Annotated in this window: 23 protein-coding genes; 13 read left to right on the top strand and 10 right to left on the bottom strand. The window is 60.4% G+C overall.

The window, feature by feature from the left end; all coding sequences use genetic code 11:
* Positions 1-2 precede the first annotated feature (2 nt).
* Positions 3-497 carry a winged helix-turn-helix transcriptional regulator gene (locus tag FBZ99_RS15655; protein ID WP_308936578.1) on the bottom strand — a complete coding sequence of 165 codons (495 nt, stop codon included), beginning with the start codon at positions 495-497 and terminating at the stop codon, positions 3-5.
* Between the two features lie 26 nt (positions 498-523).
* Between FBZ99_RS15655 and FBZ99_RS15660 the strand changes: the two genes are divergently transcribed.
* Positions 524-1,408 carry an alpha/beta fold hydrolase gene (locus FBZ99_RS15660; RefSeq protein ID WP_246661123.1) on the top strand — a complete coding sequence of 295 codons (885 nt, stop codon included), beginning with the start codon at positions 524-526 and terminating at the stop codon, positions 1,406-1,408.
* 152 nt (positions 1,409-1,560) lie between these two features.
* On the opposite strand, the gene FBZ99_RS15665 is transcribed toward FBZ99_RS15660, so the two are convergent.
* Positions 1,561-2,163 (bottom strand): TetR/AcrR family transcriptional regulator, encoded by a 603-nt coding sequence (locus FBZ99_RS15665; protein ID WP_113350579.1) that lies wholly within the window; start codon positions 2,161-2,163, stop codon positions 1,561-1,563.
* A gap of 110 nt (positions 2,164-2,273) precedes the next feature.
* On the opposite strand from FBZ99_RS15665, the gene FBZ99_RS15670 reads away from it, so the two are divergent.
* The 3 genes from FBZ99_RS15670 (at position 2,274) to FBZ99_RS15680 (ending at position 6,768) form a co-directional block, all read left to right on the top strand.
* Positions 2,274-2,963, top strand: coding sequence for a PspA/IM30 family protein (locus FBZ99_RS15670; RefSeq protein ID WP_113350578.1), 690 nt, complete (start codon positions 2,274-2,276; stop codon positions 2,961-2,963).
* A gap of 37 nt (positions 2,964-3,000) precedes the next feature.
* The gene (locus FBZ99_RS15675; RefSeq protein WP_145633971.1) at positions 3,001-3,282 is read left to right on the top strand and encodes a YiaA/YiaB family inner membrane protein; all 282 of its coding nucleotides are present in this window, start codon (positions 3,001-3,003) and stop codon (positions 3,280-3,282) included.
* A gap of 90 nt (positions 3,283-3,372) precedes the next feature.
* The gene (locus FBZ99_RS15680) at positions 3,373-6,768 is read left to right on the top strand and encodes an acyl-[ACP]--phospholipid O-acyltransferase (RefSeq protein ID WP_113350577.1); all 3,396 of its coding nucleotides are present in this window, start codon (positions 3,373-3,375) and stop codon (positions 6,766-6,768) included.
* A 91-nt stretch (positions 6,769-6,859) separates the two neighbouring features.
* Here the strand turns inward: FBZ99_RS15680 and FBZ99_RS15685 are convergent, their stop codons facing one another.
* From FBZ99_RS15685 to FBZ99_RS15695, 3 genes are read right to left on the bottom strand one after another with little or no spacing between them, the layout of a single operon-like run.
* Entirely contained in the window at positions 6,860-7,873 is a 1,014-nt protein-coding gene (locus FBZ99_RS15685) for a sensor histidine kinase (RefSeq protein ID WP_113350576.1), read from the bottom strand.
* Positions 7,873-8,577, bottom strand: a complete 705-nt coding sequence (locus FBZ99_RS15690; RefSeq protein WP_113351034.1) for a response regulator — start codon at positions 8,575-8,577, stop codon at positions 7,873-7,875. Before FBZ99_RS15690 ends, FBZ99_RS15685 begins: the two co-directional genes overlap by 1 nt.
* A gap of 17 nt (positions 8,578-8,594) precedes the next feature.
* Entirely contained in the window at positions 8,595-10,103 is a 1,509-nt protein-coding gene (locus FBZ99_RS15695; protein WP_145633973.1) for a DUF4153 domain-containing protein, read from the bottom strand.
* Between the two features lie 695 nt (positions 10,104-10,798).
* On the opposite strand from FBZ99_RS15695, the gene FBZ99_RS15700 reads away from it, so the two are divergent.
* The 3 genes from FBZ99_RS15700 to FBZ99_RS15710 all read left to right on the top strand — a co-directional run bounded on the left by FBZ99_RS15700 (position 10,799) and on the right by FBZ99_RS15710 (position 14,347).
* A complete protein-coding gene (locus tag FBZ99_RS15700) occupies positions 10,799-12,607 on the top strand; it encodes a diguanylate cyclase (protein WP_113350574.1) in 1,809 nt (602 codons plus the stop codon).
* Positions 12,608-12,692: 85 nt separating this feature from the next.
* On the top strand, positions 12,693-13,787 hold the full coding sequence (locus tag FBZ99_RS15705) for a serine hydrolase domain-containing protein (protein WP_246661124.1): 1,095 nt from the start codon (positions 12,693-12,695) through the stop codon (positions 13,785-13,787).
* 2 nt (positions 13,788-13,789) lie between these two features.
* Positions 13,790-14,347, top strand: a complete 558-nt coding sequence (locus FBZ99_RS15710) for a GNAT family N-acetyltransferase (RefSeq protein WP_113350573.1) — start codon at positions 13,790-13,792, stop codon at positions 14,345-14,347.
* A gap of 1 nt (position 14,348) precedes the next feature.
* Here FBZ99_RS15710 and FBZ99_RS15715 read toward each other — a convergent pair whose 3' ends face one another.
* On the bottom strand, positions 14,349-15,170 hold the full coding sequence (locus FBZ99_RS15715) for an AraC family transcriptional regulator (protein ID WP_113350572.1): 822 nt from the start codon (positions 15,168-15,170) through the stop codon (positions 14,349-14,351).
* Positions 15,171-15,464: 294 nt separating this feature from the next.
* On the opposite strand from FBZ99_RS15715, the gene leuA reads away from it, so the two are divergent.
* Positions 15,465-17,138 (top strand): 2-isopropylmalate synthase, encoded by a 1,674-nt coding sequence (leuA, locus tag FBZ99_RS15720; protein ID WP_145633974.1) that lies wholly within the window; start codon positions 15,465-15,467, stop codon positions 17,136-17,138.
* A 74-nt stretch (positions 17,139-17,212) separates the two neighbouring features.
* Here the strand turns inward: leuA and FBZ99_RS15725 are convergent, their stop codons facing one another.
* The 4 genes from FBZ99_RS15725 to FBZ99_RS15740 all read right to left on the bottom strand — a co-directional run bounded on the left by FBZ99_RS15725 (position 17,213) and on the right by FBZ99_RS15740 (position 20,828).
* On the bottom strand, positions 17,213-18,877 hold the full coding sequence (locus FBZ99_RS15725) for an SDR family oxidoreductase (RefSeq protein WP_113350570.1): 1,665 nt from the start codon (positions 18,875-18,877) through the stop codon (positions 17,213-17,215).
* A complete protein-coding gene (locus FBZ99_RS15730; RefSeq protein ID WP_113350569.1) occupies positions 18,835-19,254 on the bottom strand; it encodes a thiol-disulfide oxidoreductase DCC family protein in 420 nt (139 codons plus the stop codon). The genes FBZ99_RS15725 and FBZ99_RS15730 overlap by 43 nt, the downstream gene beginning before the upstream one ends.
* Before the next feature lie 229 nt (positions 19,255-19,483).
* Positions 19,484-19,738, bottom strand: coding sequence for a GCG_CRPN prefix-to-repeats domain-containing protein (locus tag FBZ99_RS15735; protein WP_113329682.1), 255 nt, complete (start codon positions 19,736-19,738; stop codon positions 19,484-19,486).
* Between the two features lie 187 nt (positions 19,739-19,925).
* Positions 19,926-20,828 carry a phosphatase PAP2 family protein gene (locus tag FBZ99_RS15740; RefSeq protein ID WP_233788576.1) on the bottom strand — a complete coding sequence of 301 codons (903 nt, stop codon included), beginning with the start codon at positions 20,826-20,828 and terminating at the stop codon, positions 19,926-19,928.
* Between the two features lie 402 nt (positions 20,829-21,230).
* Between FBZ99_RS15740 and FBZ99_RS15745 the strand changes: the two genes are divergently transcribed.
* The 5 genes from FBZ99_RS15745 to FBZ99_RS15765 all read left to right on the top strand — a co-directional run bounded on the left by FBZ99_RS15745 (position 21,231) and on the right by FBZ99_RS15765 (position 25,379).
* Positions 21,231-22,181 carry a GAF domain-containing protein gene (locus FBZ99_RS15745; RefSeq protein ID WP_113329684.1) on the top strand — a complete coding sequence of 317 codons (951 nt, stop codon included), beginning with the start codon at positions 21,231-21,233 and terminating at the stop codon, positions 22,179-22,181.
* 154 nt (positions 22,182-22,335) lie between these two features.
* Positions 22,336-23,844 (top strand): aldehyde dehydrogenase, encoded by a 1,509-nt coding sequence (gene adh / locus FBZ99_RS15750; RefSeq protein WP_113350566.1) that lies wholly within the window; start codon positions 22,336-22,338, stop codon positions 23,842-23,844.
* Between the two features lie 82 nt (positions 23,845-23,926).
* Positions 23,927-24,319: a DUF779 domain-containing protein gene (locus FBZ99_RS15755; protein ID WP_145633978.1), complete on the top strand. Its 393-nt coding sequence runs from the start codon at positions 23,927-23,929 to the stop codon at positions 24,317-24,319.
* 94 nt (positions 24,320-24,413) lie between these two features.
* Positions 24,414-25,010, top strand: coding sequence for a DJ-1/PfpI family protein (locus FBZ99_RS15760; RefSeq protein ID WP_113329687.1), 597 nt, complete (start codon positions 24,414-24,416; stop codon positions 25,008-25,010).
* Between the two features lie 18 nt (positions 25,011-25,028).
* Positions 25,029-25,379 (top strand): ribbon-helix-helix domain-containing protein, encoded by a 351-nt coding sequence (locus FBZ99_RS15765; RefSeq protein WP_004124790.1) that lies wholly within the window; start codon positions 25,029-25,031, stop codon positions 25,377-25,379.
* Positions 25,380-25,386: the final 7 nt, after the last annotated feature.

The raw sequence follows: 25,386 nt of genomic DNA on the forward strand, positions 1-25,386 counted from the left end.
CCTTATGTATTCGCGCGAGCGTCATAGTTTTCCTGTGCCTCTTCGATGTGCCGCAGATGGTTGATCGCCCATTCGTAGACCGCGCCGAACGGCACTTGAAGCGTCCGGCCAAGATCGGTGATCGAATATTCCACCGCGACCGGTGAGGTTGCCAGCACTCTGCGCGAAATCAGCCCGTTTCTTTCAAGCCGTCGCAATGCCTGGGTCAGCGCCTTGTGAGTAATTCCTTCCAACCTGCGCATGAACTCATTGAAGCGGGTGGGCTTTTCCTCAAGCACGGTCAGTATCATGACGGACCATTTGTTCGCGACCTGATCGAAGAACGAGCGCGCCGCACAGTCCGCGAAGAAGACGTTGTCCACCTTGCCGGGCATCTGGATATCCTCCGGTATATCTACGCACTTTAAGGTGCGTAATTGATCGTAGATTTCCAATGTATATCTACAAGTCACCCGAGCAATCAACACCGGGCTGCCGAGCGGGAAGCTGGCGGACATGCCAGAGATTTCAAAGGAGACTATCAGTGGCAGAGAGCAATTTCGACCTATCGCGGCGCGGTCTGATGACCATCCTTGGAATGACGGTTGCGGCTGCTGCTGCAGGCCCCGGTGCTGCCCTTGCCGCGCCGCCGCGCACCGCCAAGCTTTTCTATACGGTCTCCGGAAAGGGCCGGAACGTAATGCTGCTGCATGGCTGGACGTGTGATTCCCATGACTGGAGTTGGCAATTGCCCGCCCTTGAAAGCCGCTATCGGGTCGTTGCCGTCGATCTGCGCGGCCATGGCTGGTCCGAGATCATGCCATCAGGCAGCTACATGCCTGGCGACTATGTTCGTGACATCGAAGCTCTGATCGAAAGGAAATTCGAGGGTGAGAGATTTATATTGATAGGACATTCCATGGGTGGGCAGGTCGCCGCGCGCCTTGCGGCAAAGCGGCCGGATCTTGTCGATGCGGTTGTATCAGTCGATGGTTCTCTCGGCTTTGCGGACAGCCTTGGGCCGATCTTCAAGAAAACCGTCGACGGCCTCCAGACGCAGAGTCCCGGCGTGGTCGGTCCGGCCCTGTTCGAAAGCGTCTACGACCCTTCAACCGATCCGGCAATCAAGCGCTGGCATGCGAGACGACTTCAGGGAATGCCGGAGCATCCTGTTCGAGAATCCTTCGGACCGCTATTCTTCGGATCTGATCAAGTCGGCCTTGGCAGCAATAGCGAAACCTTCTGCAAGACGATCACAGTCCCTTTCTATCATCTCTGCCGCGACGAGAGCCAGGCCGTACGGATGCGCACATGGTTCTCGAACGAGAAGTCCAAGGTCGATGTCTGGAAGAACGCCGGGCACTGGATCATGCAGGACCGCAAGGACGATGTGAACTCGGCGATCGTGTCTTGGGTAGAGTTGCTATGAGCGACGGGGGGCTGAGTGCTCCCTTAATGAACTTCCAAGCTGACAGAAGGAGTCGACGAGGATATCGAGGCAGTCAGGAAACCGTTCGTTGAAGCGGCGGTCTGAACGGCACCATACGACGGAGCGCGTTTCCCTTACAACGGATGTTAGCCTTACCTCGCCGCAGCTCCTGCTGCGACCGTCAGGATGAAATCGTCGAGCTCCTGTTCCAGGCTTTCGATCGGCAAGCCGACGAAACGCCCTTCGAGGCTGATGCTGACGACGCCATGCACGGCGCCGAAGAGCGTTCTCGCCCGGATGGCGCGTGCCGTCTCCGACATGTTCGGCTGCAATTCCGCGAGCGGCTCGGCAATGACGCCCATCAGGAACATATGCTCTTCCAGATGCCATTCGGGGCTCGGGCGGTCATCCGGCGGGCGGTGATCGAAAAGCGCCTTCCACAGATTGCGATGGGTGACCGCAAAGCGCAGATAGCCGCGCGCGAGATTGCGCAGCCGGTCCGTCGGTGTGTGATCCTTGACTTCGGCGAGTGTCAGCGATGCTTCCAGCGCCTTCAGGGTTGCCGAATTGACGTGAATGACTAGATCGTCAAGGTCAGCAAAGACAGTGTAAAGACCTCCGAGAGCACAGCCGACATCCTGTGTGACGTCGCGCGCTCTCAGGTTGGAAAGCCCGTCGGCTGCGATGCGATTGCGCGCCGCCTCGATCAACCTGAGCTTCAGATCCTCGCGCTTTTCCAGAGTTTTTCTCGCCATTGACAATTCCAATTCGATTTTTTGAACGTCGTTCAAAATTTTCTTGAACGACGTTCATGATTCTGGCATAAGTCGTTTTGTGAACATCGTTCATAAACGGGAGACGACAAATGTTCAATTCAATTCTGACGCTCATTCGCGGTCGGTCCTACGATGCCGAACAGGCATTCATCGATCGCAACGCGGTGCCGCTGCTGGCCCAGCAGATCCGCGAGGCGGCCAGCGCGATTCAGTCGGCGCGGCGGGCCGTGGCGATTGCCATCGCGCAGAATGAGCAGGAAAAGAACCGGCACGCAGCGATCATCGGCCGCATTGCGGACCTGGAAACACGCGCCGTCGCCGCCCTGCAGAAGGGAAGCGACGAACTTGCGCGGGAGGCGGCCGAGGCGATCGCCCAGCTCGAAGCCGAGCGCGATGCATCCGAGAAGGCACAGGCGCAATTCACTCAGACGATCGGCAAACTCAAGGCAACCGTTCGCACATCGGAAGCGCGGCTGCAGGAACTGCAGCGGGGCGAACGCCTGGCGCGCGCCACCGAGCAGACACAGAAGCTCAATGCCGCCTGCGACGACAATTCCGGCCTGGCGACGCTTGATGACGCCGAGGAGACGCTTGCCCGTCTTCAGGCCTATCAGAGCCGCTGCGAGATCGCAGCCTCGGCCATGAAGGAGATGGATGCCGCGAGCCGGCAGGCACATATCATCGAAAAACTCGCCAATGCCGGTTGCGGCGCTCCGTTAGGCCCTTCAGCCGACGACGTGCTTACCCGCCTGCGTGAGCGCATGAATTCAGCAGCCTGAAACCGAACACAACGAACACATTTGAGAGGATACAATCATGAATGACAGCTTTCAGAAACATTCCCAGGCTTGGGTCAGCTTCTCCTACATCTCTTTTGCGGCCGCGGCTTTCATGCTCCTCATCGGCCTTTACATGATGCCAATCGATCTCTGGGGCAAAGGCTATCTCGTCATGGGCATCCTGATGCTGGTGCAGACGGCGGTCAACGTCACTAAGACGATCCGAGACAATAGCGAGGCTGACAAACTGATCCGCAAGGTAGAAGATGCCCGTACGGAAAAGCTTCTGGTTAAGTTCAATCGTGACGGTCAGGACTAGTCTTTATTAACGACGCCGTAGAGTTGTATCCGCGCTCAACCTTTGCGTAACAACTCTATGGCGTCCTGTTGGCCGAATGAGGGATACGCCATGCAAACGCACCTGATGAGATCGAGGAAGTTCGCGCCGCTGTTCTGGACGCAATTCCTGACCGCCTTCAATGATAATTTCTTAAAGCAGACCCTGGTTTTCGTCATTCTCGCGCAGATGGCGACGGAGGGTGCGGCGCTGGTGACGCTTGCCGGCGGCATCTTCATCGTCCCGTTCCTGCTCTTGTCGGCGATTGCTGGCGAGCTTGCCGACAAATACGACAAGGCCAAGATGGCAGAGCTTCTGAAGCGCTGCGAGCTCGGTGTCGCGGCGATCTCCGTTGTCGGCATCGCCTTCTCCTCCATCTGGATCCTGATGCTTGCCCTCTTCGGCTTCGGCGTCATTTCCTCGCTCTTTGGGCCGATCAAATACGGCATCCTGCCGGATCACCTGCAAAGCCGGGATCTTCCAAAGGCGAATGCCTGGATCGAGGGCGGTACTTTCATTGCCATCTTGACCGGCACGATGGTTGCGGCGGTCGCCTTCCGCGAGGGCGAAAATGTCTGGATCTTCGGGCCGATGATGATGGGGCTTTCCATCCTCTGCTGGTTCGCCGCCCGTCTGATTCCTGCGACCGGTTCCAAGGCACCTGATCTCATCGTCGACACCAATGTCGTGCGCTCGAGCTACCGGCTGGTCAACGAGCTTCGCGCTGACAGCCGCATTTGGCGCGCTTCGCTCATGAACTGCTGGTTCTGGTTCGTCGGCGCCTTCATCATGTCGATGCTGCCGGTCATGGTCACCGATATTCTCGGCGGCTCGGAAATCGTCGTTCCCGCCTATCTGGCGATCTTCGCCATATCGGTTGCCATCGGCTCGGCCATTGCCGGATGGATGGCGGCCGGCCGCATCGTGCTCTTGCCGGCGCCGATCGGCATGCTGATCGTCGCGCTCTTCGGCCTCGATCTCGGCTGGAACCTCTGGGGTCTGCAGTCGACCTCTCATGCCGAAACCATTCTCGCCTTCTTCGAGGGACCAAAGACCATCCGCGTTGCCATCGACCTCGCCGGCATGGCGATTGGCGGTGCCTTCCTGGCGGTTCCAACCTTCTCGGCCATGCAGAGCTGGGCGCATGAGGATCGCCGCGCTCGCGTCATCGGCGCGTCGAATGTGCTTTCCGCTCTCTTCATTGCCGTCGGCCTGGCGCTTGTGGCGGTGCTTCAGGCCGTAGGCCTGTCGATCCCGATGATCATCCTCTGCATCTCCGTGCTCAACGTGGCGATCGCCTGGCTCGTGCTGAAAATGCTGCCAACCAATGCCTTCCGTGATCTCATCTCCATCATCTTCCGCGCCTTCATGCGGCTGGAGGTCGAGGGCCTTGAGAACATCCGCAAGGCCGGCCCCGCACCGATCATCGCGCTCAACCATGTAAGCCTGCTCGACGGTGCTCTCGCGCTCGCCATCACCGAGGAAGAGCCGGTCTTTGCCATCGACTATGCCTTCGCGAGGAAATGGTGGGTACGGCCACTTTTGAAGATGTGCAAGTTCCTGCCGCTCGACCCGACCAAGCCGATGGCGACGCGCTCGCTGATCAAGGTCATCCAGGACGGCAGCCCGGTCGGCATCTTCCCCGAGGGACGCCTGACCGTCACCGGCACGCTGATGAAGGTTTACGACGGTGCCGCCATGGTGGCCGACAAGACCGGCGCCATGATCGTGCCCGTTCGCATCGATGGGCTGGAGAAGAGCTATGCCTCCTATCTGACCTCAAGCCATGTCCGCCGCCGCCTCTTCCCCAAGGTCAAGGTGACGATCCTAGAGCCGGTCAAGCTCGACGTATCCGCAGAACTCAAGGGCAGGAAGCGCCGTATCGCCGCGGGTGCCGCTCTCTACCAGATCATGTCGACGCTGATGTTCCGCACCGCCGACACCAATAATACCGTCCTTGGACGCGTCATCGACAGCGCCCATGAATATGGCGGCAAGAAACTCGCTGTGGAGGATCCGATTGCCGGCAAGCTCTCCTATGCCAAGCTGCTGACAGGCGCTGCGGTATTGGGTGCGAAGTTCAGGAAGATGTTTCCGAACGAGAAGACGCTCGGCGTGATGCTGCCGAATGCCAATGGCACGGCCGCGACTGTGCTTGGCGTCATGTCGGCGGGCAAGGTTCCGGCCATGCTGAACTTTACGGCCGGTGCGGCCAACATCCTGTCGGCCTGCCGGACAGCTGAAGTCAAGCATGTGCTCTGCTCGCGCGCCTTCATCGCGCAGGCCAAACTCGGCCCTGTGGTCGAGGAGCTCGAAAAGCATGTGACCTTCGTCTGGCTGGACGAGCTGCGCACTGAGGTCACCTTCGTGAACAAGATCCTCGGCCTCATGCGCAAGTACCGACCGCTGGTTAGGCGTAATGCCGACGACCCGGCCGTCATTCTCTTTACATCCGGTTCCGAGGGCGCGCCGAAGGGCGTGGTGCTGACACACCGCAATGTTCTCTCGAATGCGGCCCAGGCTGCCTCGCGCATCGACTTCCACCCTGGTGACAAGGTGTTCAACGTCCTGCCGATGTTCCACTCCTTCGGCCTGACGGCAGGCACGATCCTGCCGCTGGTCTCGGGCGTGCCGGTGTTCTTCTATCCGTCGCCGCTGCACTACCGCATCGTGCCGGAGCTGATCTATGTGTCGAACGCCACCATCGTCTTCGGCACGGATACGTTCCTGAACGGCTATGCCCGCACAGCGCATCCTTATGATTTGCGGTCGATCCGCTACATCTTCTCGGGCGCCGAGCCGGTGAAGGCATCGACCCGCGAGGTCTACATGGAGAAGTTCGGCCTGCGAATCCTGGAGGGCTACGGCGTGACCGAAGCCGCGCCGGTCATCTCATTGAACACGCCGATGTACAACCGCACCGGGACGGTCGGTAAGATCATGCCGGGCATGGAATGGAAGCTCGAGCCGGTTCCCGGCATCGACGAGGGCGGCCGTCTTCACATCCGCGGCGCCAACGTCATGGCCGGCTACCTGCGCGCCGACAATCCCGGCGTCCTCGAGCCGCTGCCTGAGGGTTGGCACGATACCGGCGACATCGTTACGATCGATGAGGACGGCTTCGTCAAGATCCGCGGCCGCGCCAAGCGCTTCGCCAAGATCGGCGGCGAAATGATCTCGCTTGCCGCGGTGGAAACGCTTGCCGCACAGCTCTGGCCGGGTGCTCTCAGCGTCGTCTCGGCGGTGCCCGACGTCAAGAAGGGCGAGCGTCTCGTGCTCCTGACCGATGCGCCGGGTGCGACGCGAAGCGATTTCCTAGCATTCGCCAAATCGAAGGGGGCCACGGAAATGATGGTCCCCGCCGAAGTGACCGTCGGCAAGGTGCCGGTTCTCGGCTCCGGCAAGGTCGATTTCGTGACGGCGCGTGCCATGGCTTTGGAAGCTCAAGCGCAGTCACAGGCGGCGTAAGCTCCGGATCCTGAAGCAGTGGAGCGGTCGATGGTTTCTGCCATCGGCCGCTTTTTGCTGCCAGTTCATGGCGGAGTGCATCACTTTCGTTTCAGGCGGCAATTGGCAGGATGATCTGAAACGTCGTGCCATCCTTGCCGCTATCCAACAACTCGACGCTACAGCCATGCGAGGCGAGCATTGCTCTCACGATGCCGAGGCCCATGCCCGTGCCGCCATCGTCCCGCCGCGTCGAAAAGAAGGGCTCGAAGACACGATCCCGATTGCCATCGGCAATGCCGCGACCATTATCGCGCACTTGGATCGTCATTCTCCGCCCTTCGTCGCTTGCCTTGATTGTAAGGCTTGTGGCGCCGTTCTGAGAGGCATTTTCTGCCAGATTGGCGAAGACAATACCGACGGCCTCGACTGGCAACGGCAGCATCATGACGACGCTGCCCTCGTCGCTAATGGTCAATTGGCGAAATTGCATCTTTAGCTCGGTTATAACGTCGCGAAGGCTGCTTGAACCTTGCTCGGACGGAAGCTCGGCTTTCGCCAGCTCTCGCAGGCGGGACAATAGCCTGTCCAGCCGTTCGGTGTCTGCGATGATGTTTGCGAGAAAGCGGTTGCGCTGCTCCTGGCTCATCGGATTGCTATCGTCATCGTCGCGCAGCAGTTCCGCCGCTCCCTTGATCGAGGTGAGGGGCGATTTCAGTTCGTGCGAAACATGGGTGGCAAAGGAGCGCACATAATCGGAATGATCGACCAGCTTGCCGGCGAGATCGAGAAAGCTCTGCGAAAGGGTTGCGACCTCGCGCGTGCCGTAGATGTCGAGCGGCCGGATTGCGGATCGTCCGCCGCGGGCGATCTCTTCGGTGCGGGCGATCAGGGCATTGATCGGCGTAGTCAGCGTGCGCGTGAGCACATAGGCGACGATGAGGGTGAGGATCAGAACGGCAGCGAGGGTGGCGATCTCCGCCGGTGCCATGGCTCCCGAGGCGGCGCGTACGGCGCGAAACCAGATGACAGTCAGCAGCGGCAGCATCATCACGGTCAGAAGCACGGCATAGACGATGAGGGCAAGCGGCGGCCGCCATTTCGGCTTTACCCTTGGCGCATGCATCAGACGCTTCCTTCCGTTGGTGATGTCAGCTTGAAGCCGATGCCGTGCACCGTGGCGATGATGCCCTTGCCGCCGGCGGCCGAAAGCTTGGCGCGAAGATTGCGGATATGGCTGTCTATGGTGCGGTCAGCGACCTGCATGTCAGCGCCATAGGCCGCTTCCATCAGTTGATCGCGGCTGAAGACGATCTCGGGGCGCGACAGCAGCGTATCGAGGATCGAGAACTCAAGTGCGGTCAAGGTGAGCGGTACATCGGCAAAACTGGCGGTGCGGCCACCGCGATTGAGCCGCAGAGATCCCACGGACACGGAGCTATTGGCCGCATCCGGCTCAGAGCCATGGCCGGTTCGCTTCAGGATAGTCTTTACCCGGGCAACCAGTTCGCGCGGGCTGAAAGGTTTGGTGACATAATCGTCGCCGCCGATTTCCAGGCCGAGGATCCTGTCGATTTCTTCGTCGCGCGCCGACAGGAAGAGGATCGGAAGGTTCGATGTCTTGCGAATGCGGCGGCAGACTTCCAGTCCATCCATATCGGGCATGCCGACATCAAGGACGATGAGGTCGAGACCGCCTTTGTGAAAGGCCATCATGGCCTCAGTGCCATTGCGCGCGGTCGTCGTCTTCATGCCGGCGCGGTCGAGCGCGAAGCAGATCACGTCGCGAATATTCGGTTCGTCGTCGGCGACGAGGATGCGCTGGGCCATGCTGTAAGGATCCTGGTTCACCCATTCGTTTTCTTCGTTTCCGCCTGATCTTGCAAGAGTTGCGTCCGCTTGAGGTAGCCGTCGAGGCGGGCTCCACGATATGTCCAGCTTCGCCAATCGTGCGAGCGTCCGAGATGCTGCCATAGTAGTGTTTCGCGCACCCTGCGAGCATCCGCGTCGGCGGGCAGCGATGCCAGATAGGTGTCGAGCGCCGGAATGGCTGCTGGGCCAAGTGTCAAGAGATAATCAAGATCGAGCACGATGCCTTCACCCGATATCTCGCGGCTATGGGCAACGTTGAAGCGGGCGATGAAGGCGGGAATATCCGCGAGCGCGGCGGCATAGAGCGTAAGAACCAGCATTGCGGAGCTTAACGCGATCAGCCACTCGTTGGAGCGATCCAGCAGGATGCGCAGAAGGATGAGGCAGAGACCGACCGCAACCAGCCCCATCCAGATGCCGGCAGCAATGCGCAGTTCCGTCAGGGAATAGACTTCGACATAGAGGTCGAGCCGCAGAATGGAGGAAAGGCAAAGCAGGATGTTCTGCGCGATCCAGAGATGCACCAGGCCGCGAAGCATGGGGCTTCTGTCGCCTGGCCCGCCGCGCCGCATGGCGGCAAGCACGAAGATGGCAGCGAGGATTGCGGTGAGCATCAGCGGATAGGCGCCGCGATGGGCGTATTCGGCATGGCTCATGCCATCTGGCAGGCTGGCGCCACCCCAGAGATAGGTGAGATCGAGCAGCGTCTGCACGGCAAACAGCACATTGAAGACCAGCAGCGAACGCAGCAGGGCACCATGGCTGAATAGCGCATCTTCAGCTCCGGTTGCGATATCGGGAACATCCCGTCGGCGAAGGCGCCGCCGCATGAGGCGTGGGCGAAGCAGCAAGCACAGGAAGGCTGCAACGGCAAGCCAGAAGCCGATCCGCCATATGCTCAACAGTTGCAGCAGGAAGGTAAGGTCGATGCTGCGCAGCGTCTTGTCGATCAGCGGATTGGCGGCTGCAAAGAGGGCAAGAAAGCCTGTTGCAAAAACCAGCGGCATGATCCAGTTGCGAAGATGATGCCGGACGCCGCGCGGTGACGGTTTTTGCAGGTGCTGCAGCCAGCGATAGCTCGCGCGGCGAAAAGGCCGCGCCGGCACGTCCAGAAGGAAACGCAGCAGCACGAGCGGCAGGCGAGTCCATTGCGAGGGGATCAATCCGCCGATGCCGAGCGAGATCAAGCAAAGGCCGAGAAGGCTGATTGCGATGCCCATCCAGGAGGTGGCTTCGGCAAGCGGAATGGACGCGACAAGGCCGAGGGCGACAAGCGCCGCGATTTTTTGAACGGATGGTCTTTTTCGGAAGGAGCTGAGCAGACCGGCGGCAACGGCATTGGTGAAGATAAAAAGATTGAGGCCGGGCTGTCTGTCGAAAAGGAGAAGGTCTGCCAGGGCGACAAGGGCAATGAATGTGAGGAGTTTGCGATGGGATTTATTTGTGGAGTTTAAGGGAAGGGGCGCTGCATCGGATAGGCTCATCGGTATCGGCTCCGTGCGAGATATTCGGCGAAAGGTATGATCTTGGCCCCTTGAGCGGGCGGATCGACTTGAGGATGATGATCGTCCCCGAGCCACCAGCCTTCTTTGAGAAGGCTGCGTGGCAAGCGGGTGGGCGGAGCGGTGATGGTCTCGGGCGTGTTATTCATGGCGCGACGATGGCGCCCGTCTTTGCAGAATCTGTGCAGAAGCCGAGGAGCTATTCAGGAAAATGGGTTAGGTTGGAAAGTTCAAATCATCGCACTTGTCTGAGATTTGAACAACAATTGCCGTGCGCAAGGCCAATCTGGGCAGGATAAATTTTAGCATTGCGTGAAAGATGTCTCAAAATGGGGCAGTCACTTGTGGAACTTAAGCATATATTTCCCAGCTTCCAGTCGGCCTATGGATTGCGGGTCTGAAAATCGATTTGTTGACGCGGCTGTCGTACTCACCCCTGACGACAGCCGGGAATCTCGGAAGCGGCCGCTCGGCCGCAACCGAGGTTCTCGTCAGAAGGTCGCGACGCCTACAGCTCTCCGCGCCGCGCGATGCAGACGAGGGTTCGTGCCTGTGCGCCGGGAATGAGCTTTCCACGCTGCATATTCTCGCTTGATCCCGCGGCTGCTTTTCTTAATAGAGGGCTCGGCACGGCATGTACTTTAGGGGTGCCTGAAAAAAGGCATAGAGGACGGCAGATGAGAATTACCACAATTACGAATTGGGCCTACGGTATCACCGTGGTCCTGACCGTGCTGTCGGCTGTGGCATTCATTCTCTCGGCCCGAAGTGCTGTGCAGGAGCGGCAGGCCGTGGAGCAGCATCTGCTGCTGAACAGCATGGGCGAGGAGCTTGCACTCGGCGCGGAGGAGACGACGGACGAAGCTCGCCTCTATGTCGTGCGCGGCGAGGAGAGGCATCTGAATGCCTTCACCGTTGATGAAGGTGAAGAGCGTCGTCGGGATGCGGCCATCAATGCTCTGCGCGGCCCCGGCATTCCGGATGCCGAGCGTCAGGTCATCGAGGAGGTGGCGGTCAATGCGCAGGCGCTCGATAAAGTGGAGGCGGCGGCGGTCGCCGCCTATACCGGCGGCGATCAGACCGGTGCGCGCGATACGCTGTTCGGCCCTGAACATGAGCGCATCCAGACGGCACTGCTCAACAGCGTCAATCAGTTTCGCGCCCTGGCGACGGCGCGCACCGAGGCCTCCTTCCATTCCGCGCAGGCACGCAGCGATCTCTGGGCCAACATTGCCAAAGTGATGCTGGCCTTGACTGCGGTCATATTCCTCGGCGTGCTCTATTTCATCCTGCGGCGCCGGGTGGCGCTGCCGCTGGTGCGCATGACCGGGATCGTCAACCGGCTGGCAAGACAGGATTATGCCGTCGAGGTGCCGACCGACCGCCGCCGTGACGAGATCGGAGAGATGAACGACGCGATCCAGATCTTCCGCGAGAACGGTCTGGAGCGAAACCGTCTCGACGCCGAGCGCAAGCGCGATCTGGAAACCAAGGATCTCATCCTGCAGATGATGCATCGCCTCCAGGCCTGCTATGCCCAGAACGAGCTTGCCGAAGTCGTCGCACTCTTCGTGCCGCAGATCTTTCCCGGTGTCGCGGGATGCCTCTACACGATGAACGAAAGCAGGACGGCGCTGAGCGAGGTCAGCCGGTGGCTGGAGCCAGAACATACCGAGCCGTCCTTTGCTGCTTCCGCCTGCTGGGGCCTGCGCCGTGGTCGCCCGCACGTCAGCCACGTGGCGGATACCGATATTCCCTGTCAGCATCTGGACCACTCCCGCGTGCCGGGTCTTTGCGTCCCCCTGACCGCGCTCGGCGAGGCGATCGGCCTGCTTTACTTCGAGGACCGCACGAAGGATGCGACGGCCGCCGATGCGCCGCGACTCTATCTGGAGCTGATCGCCGAGAATATCGGCCTTGCGATCGCCAATCTGCAGCTGCGCGACCGGTTGATCAATCTCGCCGTGCGCGACGCGCTGACAGGCCTGCTCAACAGGCGCTCCCTGGACGAGGCGCTCAACAACCTTCACAGGGATCAATCCGCCCGCACGGTCATCTGCATGATGATCGACATCGATCACTTCAAGCGTTTCAACGACGAGTTCGGCCATGATGCCGGTGACGAGGTGCTGCGGCATGTCGGGCAGATCGTTGCCGATACGGTTGGCGAGGCCGGTACAGTCTACCGCTTCGGCGGGGAGGAGTTGACGGTCATTGCCACGGATATGACCGACGAGGAAGGTTTTGCGCTTGCCGAGAAGCTGCGTACGAGTGTGTTCGGCACGCCTTTTTCTTATCGCGCGCGGATTGTTGGGCCGCTTTCCGTCTCCGTCGGCATCGCCTCTTCCCCGGTGTCGGGACCGACCACGACCCTGATCAACCGCGCGGACGGCGCTTTGCTGAAGGCAAAGCTGAACGGCCGCAATCGGACAGTGGCGGCGTTCGTCGTGGAGGCGGGCGGTGAATTGCGGGTGGAACGGAGCTGATTTCGACGGACGACAGCGGCGGCGAAATGCGGTGTGGTCACCTTGCCGAACACATGCTTGGATTGTAGCCTGAGCTGAAGGTCGCATGGCGGAGGAAGGTGATTTCATGGCCGTGACGCAGAGCAACTCATCCTTGTTACCTGATCGCGAGACCTTGCAGGCCATGGGCTTTGATCCCGGCCTCGGCCGCAAATTTGAAGCCGGCATCGAATCTGGCCTGCTGCGCGATCTGCATGTCGTGCTTGCCGCCCGTTCCGGGCGCGTATGCCTGGAATATTACGCCGTTGGTTCCGACGAAAATTGGGGAGATCCGCTTGGGGATGTCGCCTTCGACGCCGATACGCTGCACGATCTTCGTTCGGTCACCAAGAGCATTGCCGGCCTTCTTTATGGCATCGCGCTCGACAGGGGATTGGTACCGCCACTGGATGCATCGCTCTACGAGCAGTTCCCGGAATACGGCGATCTCGCCCGAGATCCTGCGCGCGCCAAGATCACTGTCGGCCATGCCCTGACGATGACGCTGGGGATGGAGTGGGACGAGGATCGCCCCTATACGGACCCGCTGAACAGCGAAATTGCGATGGAGAATGCGCCGGACCGATATCGTTTTGTTCTGGAACGTCCGGTGATCGCCGAGCCGGGAACGCACTGGATTTATTCCGGCGGCAGCGTCGCATTGGTGGGGGCGATCATCGAGCGCGGCACGGGCAAGCGCTTGCCCGATTTTGCGCGAGAGGTTCTCTTCGAACCGCTGGGGATTGCAAAATTCCACTGGAACGCCGGGCGTGACGGCGTGGCGTCGCCTGCATCCGGATTACGCCTGACCGCTCCCGATTTGCTGAAGATCGGGATGCTTTTCCTCCAGAAGGGCGTGTGGAACGGCAAAAGGATCGTCTCGGAAGAGTGGATCGCGCAATCTCTCGCGCCGGCGATTTCGACCGGGGACGGTCTGAGCTATGGCAGGTTATGGTTCTCGGGCGACGCGCCGGTGCCGGCGTTTGATGGGCCGCGTCCATGGTATGCTGGCTTCGGCAATGGTGGGCAGAGGCTCTGGCTGATGCCCGATGCGGATATCGCCGCTGTCATCTACTCCGGCAAGTATAATTCCTGGGACGCCTGGATCACGCCCACCCGCGTCTGGCGCGAAATCATCCTTGCCAATCTGCTGAAAGCGTGACGATGGCGCCTTCAAAGGCCGAGTTCCCCACCCTTGTCACCGAGCGGCTGCGGCTTCGCGAAGCGAGTATGGCCGATCGCGACGACTTCCATGCGCTGATTTCGATTCCGGAGGTCACGCGGTTCTCGAATTGGGTTGATGCGCCCAAAATGGCGCAGATTGAACGTTCCCTGCGATGGATGATCAAAATCTTCCCCAAGGGAGCAGGTTGTTCATGGATCATCGAGGATTGGCTTTCAGGCCACTTGCTCGGCGCGATCCGCTTCAATAGCATCGATCGGCGTGCCAAATGCGCCGAACTTGGATATGAGCTGCATCCTTCGGCCTGGGGCAAGGGGCTGATGAGTGAGGCGGCGAAGGCTATCGTCCGGTGCGGCTTCGACGATTTTTCGCTCAATCGCATCGAAGCCTGGACGTTGCCGGGAAACACAGCTTCCGATCGGGTTCTGGAAAAAGCGGGCTTCCAATATGAGGGCACACTGCGGCAGAAGGCGCGGTTCAAAGAGGCCTTCCATGATTTCCGCATGTTTGGCTGCCTGGCCAGCGACCGACAGAACTAGCCTAGTCAGTCCCCTGGCTGATTTCGCCGGTCAGTGTTGCGGTTTGAAAATAGTCTCGGGGCGAGCGCCCGAGCGCCCGCCGGAACATGGCCGAGAAGGCGCTTGGGCTCTCATAGCCGCAGTCCAGCGCGACATCGAGAACACTTCGACCTTCCGCGAGCAAGGTGAGAGCCTTCAGCATGCGTGCCTGTTGTCGCCACCGGCCGAAACTCAGTCCCGTTTCGCGCTGAAATAGCCGCATGAGGGTTGCCCGGCTCATATGCAGCCCATTGGCCGCCTCTTCGATCGAGATTGTGCTCGCAAGATCGCCGAGCAAGGTTTCACAGAACGCCGCAAGCCCCGGATGTTTCGGTAGAGGGAGCTTCAGCGGCTGTGCCGGCAAGAAGGTAAGTTCGAGAAGCAGCAGGTGAATGACTGCCTCCACAACCTCTTTCTGATCGGGTTTGTCGACAAGACCGGCGAGCCGCAGGATGAGTTCGCGCAGCAGCGGGGTGACTTCCACCACCGTGCACTCATTCGGTAACGCATCTCTGCCATTGGGATCGATCAATAATGAGCGAAACTGCACGCTCGTATGGCTTGCCGTCACGTGTTCGAGCTGCGGCGGCAGCCAGACCGCTCGGCTCGGCGGTACGACCCAGGTGCCGCTATCCGTGGTCAAGGAGATCACGCCGCTGACGGCGTAGAGCAGTTGCGCCTGCCTATGGCTGTGGCGAGAACTGGTGAAGCGATGATCGTCATGTGCGATGACGGCGACACCTTCAGCGACATCGGTGCCGTGCTGAAGATAGTACTGATCCTTTTGCGACGATGAATGATCCATACGCGCGAGAATATCAAAGATGTCGACAGTAACCTAGAGTTCCTTTCCAGCAGGATATCTACTTTCGTGTCTGCCGCATCCCACAATCTGCATCGATCGGATCGGCCGCATGGCGCTGCCGTCGCATCGCTGCGCGTGCGGATGGATGCCGACACCTCGTCCTGCATACCCGTTTTTCTTCAGTTTTCCGTTGCATTGCGACTTAGCCGCGGTCGTCGGGCCTGACGGCATCCCGGCGGCCGTATTCTGCTGTCCGCTTTCTCCCCAATTGACCGACATGCAACGGAACGGATCATGCTGAAGAATCCTGAAACCAAATATCGTCCTTTCATCTCGCCCATCGAATTGCCGGATCGGCGATGGCCCAACAGGCGCCTCGCCAAGGCACCCCGCTGGCTGTCAACGGATCTGCGCGACGGAAACCAGGCGCTTGCCAATCCTATGGATGTCGAGCGCAAGCTGCGCTTCTACGACATGCTGCTCGCCTCCGGCTTCAAGGAGATCGAGGTCGCCTTTCCGTCGGCCTCGCAGATCGAGTTCGATTTCGTCCGTGCGCTCATCGAGGAACACCGCATCCCCGAGGATGTGACGATCCAGGTGTTGACCCAATCGCGCGCCGATCTCATCGCGCGCACGTTCGAATCCCTCATCGGCGCCCGCAAAGCCATCGTCCATCTCTACAATGCGACCGCACCACTCTTCCGCCGCGTCGTCTTCGGCATGGAGCGACACGAGATTGTCGACCTTGCCATCAGCGGTGTTACCGCAATGCTGGAGGAAAGCCTGAAGCAGCCGGAGACCGACTGGACCTTCGAATATTCGCCGGAAACCTTCTGCTTCACCGAGCCGGATTTCGCGCTCGAAATCTGCGAGCGCGTGCTCGATGTCTGGCAGCCGACTGCGGAACGCCCAGCCATCCTCAACCTGCCGGCAACGGTGGAAGTGGCGATGCCGAATGTCTATGCAGACCAGATCGAATGGTTCTGCCGCCATATTTCGCGCCGCGATGCCGTCATCATCAGCGTTCATCCGCATAATGATCGCGGTACGGCGGTGGCCTCGGCCGAGCAGGCGCTGCTGGCGGGCGCCGATCGGGTCGAAGGTTGCCTGTTCGGCAATGGCGAGCGTACCGGCAATGTCGATCTGGTGACGCTGGCTCTAAACCTCTACACGCAGGGCATCGATCCCGGCCTGACCTTTCCGTCGATCCGTGAGGTGGTGAAGACGGTGGAATATTGCAACGGTCTGCCCATTCATCCGCGCCACCCTTACGCGGGCGAACTCGTGCACACGGCCTTCTCCGGCTCGCATCAGGATGCGATCCGCAAGGGATTTGCCGCGCATGAGCGGCGCAATGACGGCGTCTGGGAAATGCCCTACCTGCCGGTCGATCCCGCCGATATCGGCGAGAGTTACGAGGCCGTCATTCGCGTCAACAGCCAGTCGGGCAAGGGTGGGGTTGCCTGGGTGATCGAGCAGGACAAGGGCTTGAAGCTGCCGCGCGCCATGCAGGTCGATTTCAGCAGGCGGGTGCAGCTCCTCGCCGATGAGACGAAGCGCGAACTGACGGCCGAAGATATCTGGAAGGCGTTCGTCGACGCCTATCATGTTGACGATTTCGAGCGCTTCGAACTCGTCGATTACGAAGGTGGTTTTCGCAGGGGAACCGGCACCGAGCGCATCTTCACTGGCCGGATTCGCCATGGCAATCAGGATGTCGTCGTCAGCGGTCGCGGCAACGGCCTCGTTTCGGCGGTACTTGCCGCGATTGCCGAGGCCTTCGCAGTGGAGCTGAGCGTCATGGACTATCAGGAGCATGCCCTGCGTCGCGGCAGCGATGCGCAAGCGGCCGCTTATCTGCAATGCGTCCGGCCGGACGGATCGCAGCTCTTCGGCGTCGGTATCGATCCCGATGTTGCGACGGCAACCGTCAAGGCGGTCCTCAGTGCCGCCAGTGCGGCCGGTTGACGATCGTCTGTTCCGCCCGCGCTATCGGCTGCAAATCGGCCGATAGCCGGGCGGCGCCAAGACGCCGGATTGGATCATTCGATTGGCTGCAGCCAGCCCCGATAATGAACGACGGGGCCGATGAGAGGGAGGGCAATCGATACGTCGAAGTGGAAGCGATCGTCCTCCGCCCATTCACGAGCGATGCTTTGGGGCGCCAGAAGGCGCGGCAGCGGAATGCGCAGGAACGACCAGTGTCGCATCTCCATGCTGAGCCCGTTGCCACGGCTAGGAAGATCGAATGCAAAGCGGAAGGGACCGAAGCGTTCGACAAGGTGGCCATTCTCTTCGTTCAAATGGCTGTGGAAGCGCTGGCCGGAAAAATCCCGCGTCCATTCTTCTATGCCGTTGGTTTCCTCGAAGGACACATGTAATGCGTGCTTTCCTGCCGCGGGAAAGCCAAATATTTTCGCGACCAGCCGTGCAAGCGGTGAGCGCCCACGGGTGACGACCGCCTCGCCTCTGGCGCCGCCATCGCCGAAGACCTCGTGCATGGCACGGACCGGTTCGGATAGATGAGCAAATGCAGGCCCCATGACACGCTGATAGAGCGGCATATAGGGTGCTTCCGTCGTTTCCTCGGCAACCGCCAGATCGCGAAACAAGCCCCGGAAATCCTCAAGCGACAGGAGCCTGCCGGCGTGACGGGCGCCGGGCGAAAGACGGCAGTCGCGCAAGGCCCGCGCCAGCAATTGCGCCGGAAGCGTGGGAATTTCCACGCCGTCTCCATTTTCGGCGATCAGGGTCCAGCGACGAGCCTTCATGGTGCCTTGCTCTATGCCCTTGATCTCGATCATCACAGCCGATCGCGCCGTGCCAAGCCTCGCTGTCAGGCGTTGCAACGGCAGCAGAAAGCGGCTGATCTTTCTAAGCGATGTCAGCCAGCCCCAGGCGACCGGCCAGGACAACAGCCAGAGCGCCAAAGACTGAAAGACGAATTCCGGCCCCGCGCGGAAAATGACGCTGGGCTGTCCGGCAAAACTATCGACCAGAAGATCGTGATCCGGCACGTCGGCAAGCGCCACCAGCCGGCGCAGAGCGCGGTGGCCGGAAACCGCATAGGTTTCGCGCTTCAGCATGTGCCAGCCCGTCGCATCCTGCCAGTGCCGGCCGCGCCAGAGCCGCACCGGCTTGCCGACGTAACTCAGGATCGCGGCTGCGACCGAGGCGCCGGCGGTCGCGCGATTGGAGGCGCTGATCGACATTTTTATCGAGCGAACCTCCTCCATGTTCTTGGCAAGGGCGGCTACGACGGCGCCGGAGAGCGCCGGGACGCTCGACGCGCCCGAGATGATGGTGACGCCAGCGGTCTTAGCCTCTTCGTCAAGCGAGCTGATCGCGCCGACGAAATCGCGCGCGTCGGCAAGATCGATATAGTGGATACCGGCCTCTATGCAGGACCGCGGAACTCTCTGCTCACTATATTGGAAAGGGCCTGCCGCATCGATCAACAGAAAGGGTCTGTGCTCCCCGAGGATCGCAGAGATATCGCCATTTCGATCGGCTTGCAGGGCAAGTGCGTTGGGTAATCGAGCGGCGATTGCTTTTGCTGCTTCAAGATTGCGTCCGGCGACCAGAACCTCGAAGCCGTCTTCGGCAAGGCGCCGCGATAGCCGCGCGCCGAACCCGCCATAGCCGCCGAGAACGAGGGTTCTTTTCAAAGTATGCGGCTCGCCTGCTCGGGTGTCGGCAGCCAGCATGTCTCCCGTTTGCCGAAGATGCGATAGCGATTGCGGGCAAGCCAAAGGTAGATCGGGTCGCGCAGCATGCGCGGTACGATGCGCAGTACGGAAATGGCCTTCCAGGGCCAGCCGAGACCGGCATAAATGGCCAGCACCGCGTCACTATCGCGCAGCACCTTCGCGCCGTCGACGATGATGAGGCTATCCGGATCGGTGGGGTCCATGCCGCAGCGGCGATAGAGGGCGATGCCGGTTTCATTCTGCATGGAGGCAAGACGAAAACGGCCGAGGCGATCATGACGCAGCACGAACTGGGCGTTGGCGGTACACAGGACGCACATGGCGTCAAAGACGATGATCGGCCCTTGATAGTCGCTGATGGTGCTTTTGCTCATGTTGGCGGCATTGTTTTCCGTAGACCCGTCTGGTCACAGCTTTGACCGGTTGCATTGTCGCCGTCAATTGCACGTTTCCGTGGGCTGCCATGTCAAACCGGCAAACGACCGCGAGCTTTGCATCGCAGCGCTGGGCAGCGGAAGGATCGAGAGAAGCAAGCCGTTCGATCGCCGGTTGGCATGCGGCCCGATCTGCAAGATCGGGCCGCGCGCATCGCGGAAGAGTAGCTTAGCGATAACGCCAGCCACCATGCCACCACTCGCGATGCACCCAATAGCGATGCCCATCCCAGTAGCCGCGGCCGGGATAGTAGATGCCATAGGCCGGAACCGCCGGCACGACGACCACAGGCCGTCCATCCGGACGGCAGTAGCCATAGGGATTGCGATGCCAGCCGATGCCGCAGCCATCGCGGGCTTCGGCTGGAGAGATGGCCGCAAAGCAGGCGGTCGCGGCGAAAGCCAGCAAAATGATCTTTTTCATGATGTCCTCATTCGTCCTTGAAGAGCTTCAAGCTGTTATCCCTTCAGCGCTTGAACGGGGACGAGCGGCAAATCCGTCGCTGCATAGCGATGATTTTGCATTCGGACGGGAAAGGCTGGCATACGCGGTGCGTAAGCCGGCGAGCGATGCAGGAGAACTGTACTTACCGCGGAATCAGGCCGCGAGATCAGGATCGAATTTCAAGGGCTCGGGATGCGAGGCGAGATTGAGCCGGGCACGATTTTGCTGCAGGCACCGTTTTCCTGCCGATGAGCGGCATGCGCCGGATCAACGCGCGCAGAACGGCGAGAATTGCCTTGTATTGTTCCCCAGGACACAAGCGGCCGCTGGAATCATAGGCAAACAGGAGACGGCGTCGCGCGAATGCATGCGCGAGCCACAGGGCAAAAGCTACGCCGACGCCCCAGCCCATTAGCGTGTCGCTTGCCCAATGTGCGCCGACCCATTGGCGCGACAGGCAGATGAGGACGCCGACAGGCATGAAGACGGGGCGAAGGCGGGGAAAGACCAGCGCCAGCGACATCGCCATGGCGCCGGCCGTTGCCGAATGTCCGGAAGGAAAGGAGGCAAAGTCGGCGTGGAAGGCAAAGGGACGAAAGAAAAAGGCGCCGTTCGTATCCAGGAGTTCCGGCCTGGCGCGACCGATGATGTTCTTTGCGAGCGAATCGACAATGCCGCCGCCGGCCACCGCCAGGAAGACGAAAGCAGCCGCGGTCGCGATGAGATCTGCCCCCGTTCGCATGGATTTCCGCAGCTTATGCGCGGGCGCGAGGATCGCAAATATCAGCAGCGCTCCGCTGAATGAGAGCACCAGAAGCCCGGTGCCGAGGCTGCTGATCCATTTCGCCGTCCCACGCAATTGCGCGGGAAACGATTTCATCCAGATGCCCAAGGGATAATCGGCCGCCCACATGACGAGCAATGATAAGGCGAGGAAGATGGCGATGATAACGATCGGGCGCTCCAGAAATGCGCGATTCGCAGGCGGCTTAATGGTCGGGGTGTTGAAGAAGCAGTGAAGGCCGCCAGCCATGCGTCTGCGACCGGTGTCGGCGGAACGTCCCAGCATTTCTTTTATGGCCTCTCGGCCCCGCTGCCATGCCTGCATAAAGCCGACTTCCATCAATGTCGAAACAGCCGCTCGTGGAGCTGGGCTCACCAATCGCCTTCCGCTCCGTTTCCCTAGGAAGAAGCTGCTACAGCAACACGCTGACAGCGGCCTGAAAGGTCGCGATTGGCGGGTCAGATCTCGGTTGTGTAGGCGGCAAAACCAAAACGCACGGCATCTGCCAGACAGCTTCGATGTTCGGACTGTGCAATCATGGGCTGAAGAAACAACGGTGCCGAAAAAGACTGTGCCATCAACAAGGTAGCCGCCGAATTTCGCGGCCCTGGGCGAAAGTCGCCACGAGGATTGCTTCGATGGCCTTTTTTAGCGACAATTGGGCTAGCGTTCGGTGGGAGGAGCCAAATGCAGCACTATTCCGCACATGCGGATCAGGTTTACGCGTCGGCGCAATCGGCGGCGGCGAGTTCTTCGGTCGTTGCCTCCTGGCGACGGTGCATGGTCATGCATCGTCTGGCGCCGGAAGAGAAGCGTCTGCCGATGCGCTTGACCAGCCAGGAATTTCAAACAGCGCTGGAGCGATCGGAACGGCTGGTTGCCGAAGCGGCCAGTGAACTGGATCGTCTTTTTCTCGCGGTCGGCAAAGCCGGTTGCTGCCTGCTTTTGACCGACCGGGATGGCATCGCACTCGAACGCCGGGGTGCTGCCGGCGACGACAAGGATTTCCACGATCTCGGTCTATGGACGGGATCCGTCTGGACGGAAGCGAGCATCGGCACCAACGGCATCGGTACGGCGCTTGCCGACGAGCGGGCAGTTGCGATCTTCCGTGACCAGCATTTCTTCTGCTCAAACATCAATCTCAGCTGCACCACAGCGCCGATCCGCGATCATCGCGGCCAGCTTGCCGGCGCGCTCGACATTTCCACCTGCCGCGATGACGTGAACGACGCGACACTGGCGATCCTGTCGCAGACGGTGCGCGATGCGGCTGTGCGCATCGAACTCAATCTTTTCCGCAGCGCCTTTGCAGGTGCCCGCTTCGTCATGGTGCCGACGGATACGGCTTCCACCTCAGCACTGCTGGCCGTCGACCGCAACGACCTCGTGCTTGGTGCGACCCGCGCGGCCCGTCTAGCACTGCGGCTCGATGATCACCGCATTGCTGCAGGCATTCCTGCTTCTGACATTCTTAGCGAGCAGGGGGCCGGGAGTGAGGATCTCCTGGAGGCCGAGCGCGCTGCTTTGCTGAGGGCTCTTTCGCGCGCCAACGGCAATGTCTCCCAGGCGGCCGCAGCGCTCGGCATGAGCCGCTCGACGCTGCATCGGAAGATGAACCGCCTCAATCTCCACTGAAGCGCCATCAACGCGCATTCGATCTGGCAGCTGTCGCAGAGTTGCGACACTGTGCGCTGCAGCACGGCAAGCCGCCTCTATCGCCCGCCGCGATATGCCCTCAGACTTCTCCCATCGGTTCGCTTATTGAACCTGCCGACCAAGGGAGGATGGCATGCTGCATCAGAAGATCGTGGAATCTCCGTTCAAACTCAAATATGGCAACTATATTGGCGGCGAGTGGCGCGAGCCGATCGCGGGCAAGTATTTCGACAATCTCACGCCGATAACAGGCGGCAAGATCTGCGAGATACCGCGCTCCGACGAAAAGGACATCAACGCCGCGCTTGATGCCGCCCATGCAGCCAAGGACAAGTGGGGGCGGACGTCTACCACCGAGCGCTCCAATATCCTGATGAAGATCGCCCAGCGCATGGAAGACAAGCTGGAAGTGCTGGCGCAGGCTGAAAGCTGGGACAACGGCAAGCCGATCCGCGAAACCATGGCGGCCGATATCCCGCTCGCCATCGATCACTTCCGCTATTTCGCCTCCTGCATCCGTGCCCAGGAAGGCTCGATTGGCGAGATCGACCACGATACCGTCGCCTACCACTTTCACGAGCCGCTCGGCGTCGTCGGCCAGATCATTCCCTGGAACTTCCCGATCCTCATGGCCGCCTGGAAGCTTGCGCCGGCACTGGCCGCGGGCAACTGCGTCGTCATCAAGCCGGCCGAGCAGACGCCCGCCTCGCTTTTGGTCTGGGCCGAACTGGTCGGCGATCTCCTGCCGCCGGGCGTACTCAATATCGTCAACGGCTTCGGCCTCGAAGCCGGCAAGCCGCTCGCCACCAGCCCGCGCATCGCCAAGATCGCCTTTACCGGCGAAACGACGACGGGTCGGCTCATCATGCAATACGCCAGCCAGAACCTGATCCCCGTCACGCTCGAACTCGGCGGCAAGTCGCCGAACATCTTCTTTGCCGATGTTGCGGCCGAAGACGATGACTTTTTCGACAAGGCGCTTGAGGGCTTTGCGATGTTTGCGCTTAACCAGGGCGAGGTCTGCACATGCCCGAGCCGAGCGCTGATTCAGGAATCAGTCTACGACCGCTTCATGGAGCGTGCCGTCAAGCGCGTGGAAGCCATCAAGCAGGGCAATCCGCTTGATGCCGCAACCATGATCGGCGCCCAGGCATCGAGCGAGCAGATGGAGAAGATTCTCTCCTATCTCGATATCGGCCGGCAGGAAGGTGCCGAGGTACTGGCGGGTGGCGGTCGTGCCGATCTCGGCGGCGAGCTGTCGAGCGGCTACTACATCAAGCCGACCATCTTCAAGGGCCACAACAAGATGCGCGTGTTCCAGGAGGAAATCTTCGGTCCGGTCGTATCGGTCACGACGTTCAAGGATGAGAGGGAAGCGCTTGAGATCGCGAACGATACGCTCTACGGCCTCGGTGCCGGCGTATGGACCCGCGACGGCAATCGCGCCTATCGCTTTGGTCGCGAGATCCAGGCCGGCCGCGTCTGGACGAATTGCTATCACGCCTATCCGGCCCACGCCGCTTTCGGCGGCTACAAGCAATCGGGCATCGGACGTGAGACGCACAAGATGATGCTCGATCACTATCAGCAGACCAAGAATATGCTGGTGAGCTACAGCCCGAAGGCTCTGGGCTTCTTCTGAGACCTCCCAACGGAAGCTGACAAGGCTCCCGGCTGCGGCCGGGAGCCTTCGAGTATTCGCACATTGGGGATGGAGGATCATCATGGACGATAATGGGTCGGAACCGCGGGTGCTTGCGACCGAGAAGGCACTTGAGCTTATCCGCGAGATACAGAAGGACCATCCCGATATCCTGTTTCATCAGTCGGACGGGTGCTGCGACGGCTCTTCGCCGATGTGCTATCCGGCCAACGAATTCATGATTGGCGACAATGACGTCAAGCTCGGCGAGATCGGCGGTGTGCCCGTCTATATCAGCGGCAGTCAGTTCGAGGCGTGGAAACACACGCAGCTCGTCATCGATGTCGTACCGGGACGCGGCGGCATGTTCTCGCTCGACAATAGGCGGGAGAAACGATTTCTCACACGCTCGCGCCTCTTCGGCGGTGGCGAAGCCTGCGTAATCCCGGACATCAACCGTGCGCCGGTGCAATAGGCGGGGCCATAAACGGCGTGTAGTATTCGCCTAATACCTGCGACCGCAGACACTTTGCTAAAGTGCCGTCCGTTGGTTTTCAGGGAGGAAGACGATGCCAGCAGCAAAGATCCTGATGATTACAGGTGATTTCACCGAAGACTACGAGACCATGGTGCCGTTCCAGACGCTGCTTGCCTGCGGCTACACGGTCCATGCCGTCTGCCCTGGCAAGAATGCCGGCGAGACGGTGGCAACGGCCATTCATGATTTCGAAGGCGATCAGACCTATTCCGAGAAGCGCGGTCATAATTTTGCATTGAATGCGACATTCGCCAGCATCCGCGCCGAAGATTACGATGCGCTCGTCATTCCGGGCGGCCGTGCGCCGGAATATCTGCGCCTGAATCCAGACGTCATCAAGGCTGTTCAGCACTTCTTCGAGGCGGGCAAGCCGGTTGCCGCCATCTGCCACGGCGCGCAGCTGTTAGCCGCGGCCGGTGTCCTCAAGGGACGCACCTGCTCGGCCTATCCCGCGTGCCGGCCCGAGGTGGAACTTGCCGGCGGCATTTATGCCGACATCGCCATCAATGATGCAGTTGCCGACGGCAACCTCGTGACTGCACCCGCATGGCCGGCGCATCCGTCATGGCTGCGCCAATTCATGGCCGTGCTGGATGCCAATGCCTTGTCGTCAGCAAACGCTGCTTGAACTTGAGGGGAGACGCGCATGTGCGAATTGTTCATCAAGGCCGATGCCAGGCTCTGGGAAAGCACCACGCGCTCCCTGCGCATCGATGGCATGGTGACCAGTGTCCGGCTGGAAAATTTCTTCTGGTCGAAGCTGGAGGAAATCGCGCGACGTGACGGAATGAATGTGGTGCAGCTGATCACCAAGCTGCACCACGAATCCATCGACGCCGGCCACGATCTCGGCAATTTCACCTCGTTCCTGCGGGTGTGCTGCGCCCGCTATCTCGACCTGCAGCTGGCCGGCGACATTTCCAGCGATCTTTCCCAGCCGATCGCTGGTGTGGACGCGCCCGCCATCCTCGGTCGCGAGCGCCTGAAGTATCATTGAGCGTATT

This window comes from Rhizobium sp. ERR 1071, from assembly GCF_007828675.1.
Lineage (GTDB): Bacteria > Pseudomonadota > Alphaproteobacteria > Rhizobiales > Rhizobiaceae > Rhizobium > Rhizobium dioscoreae.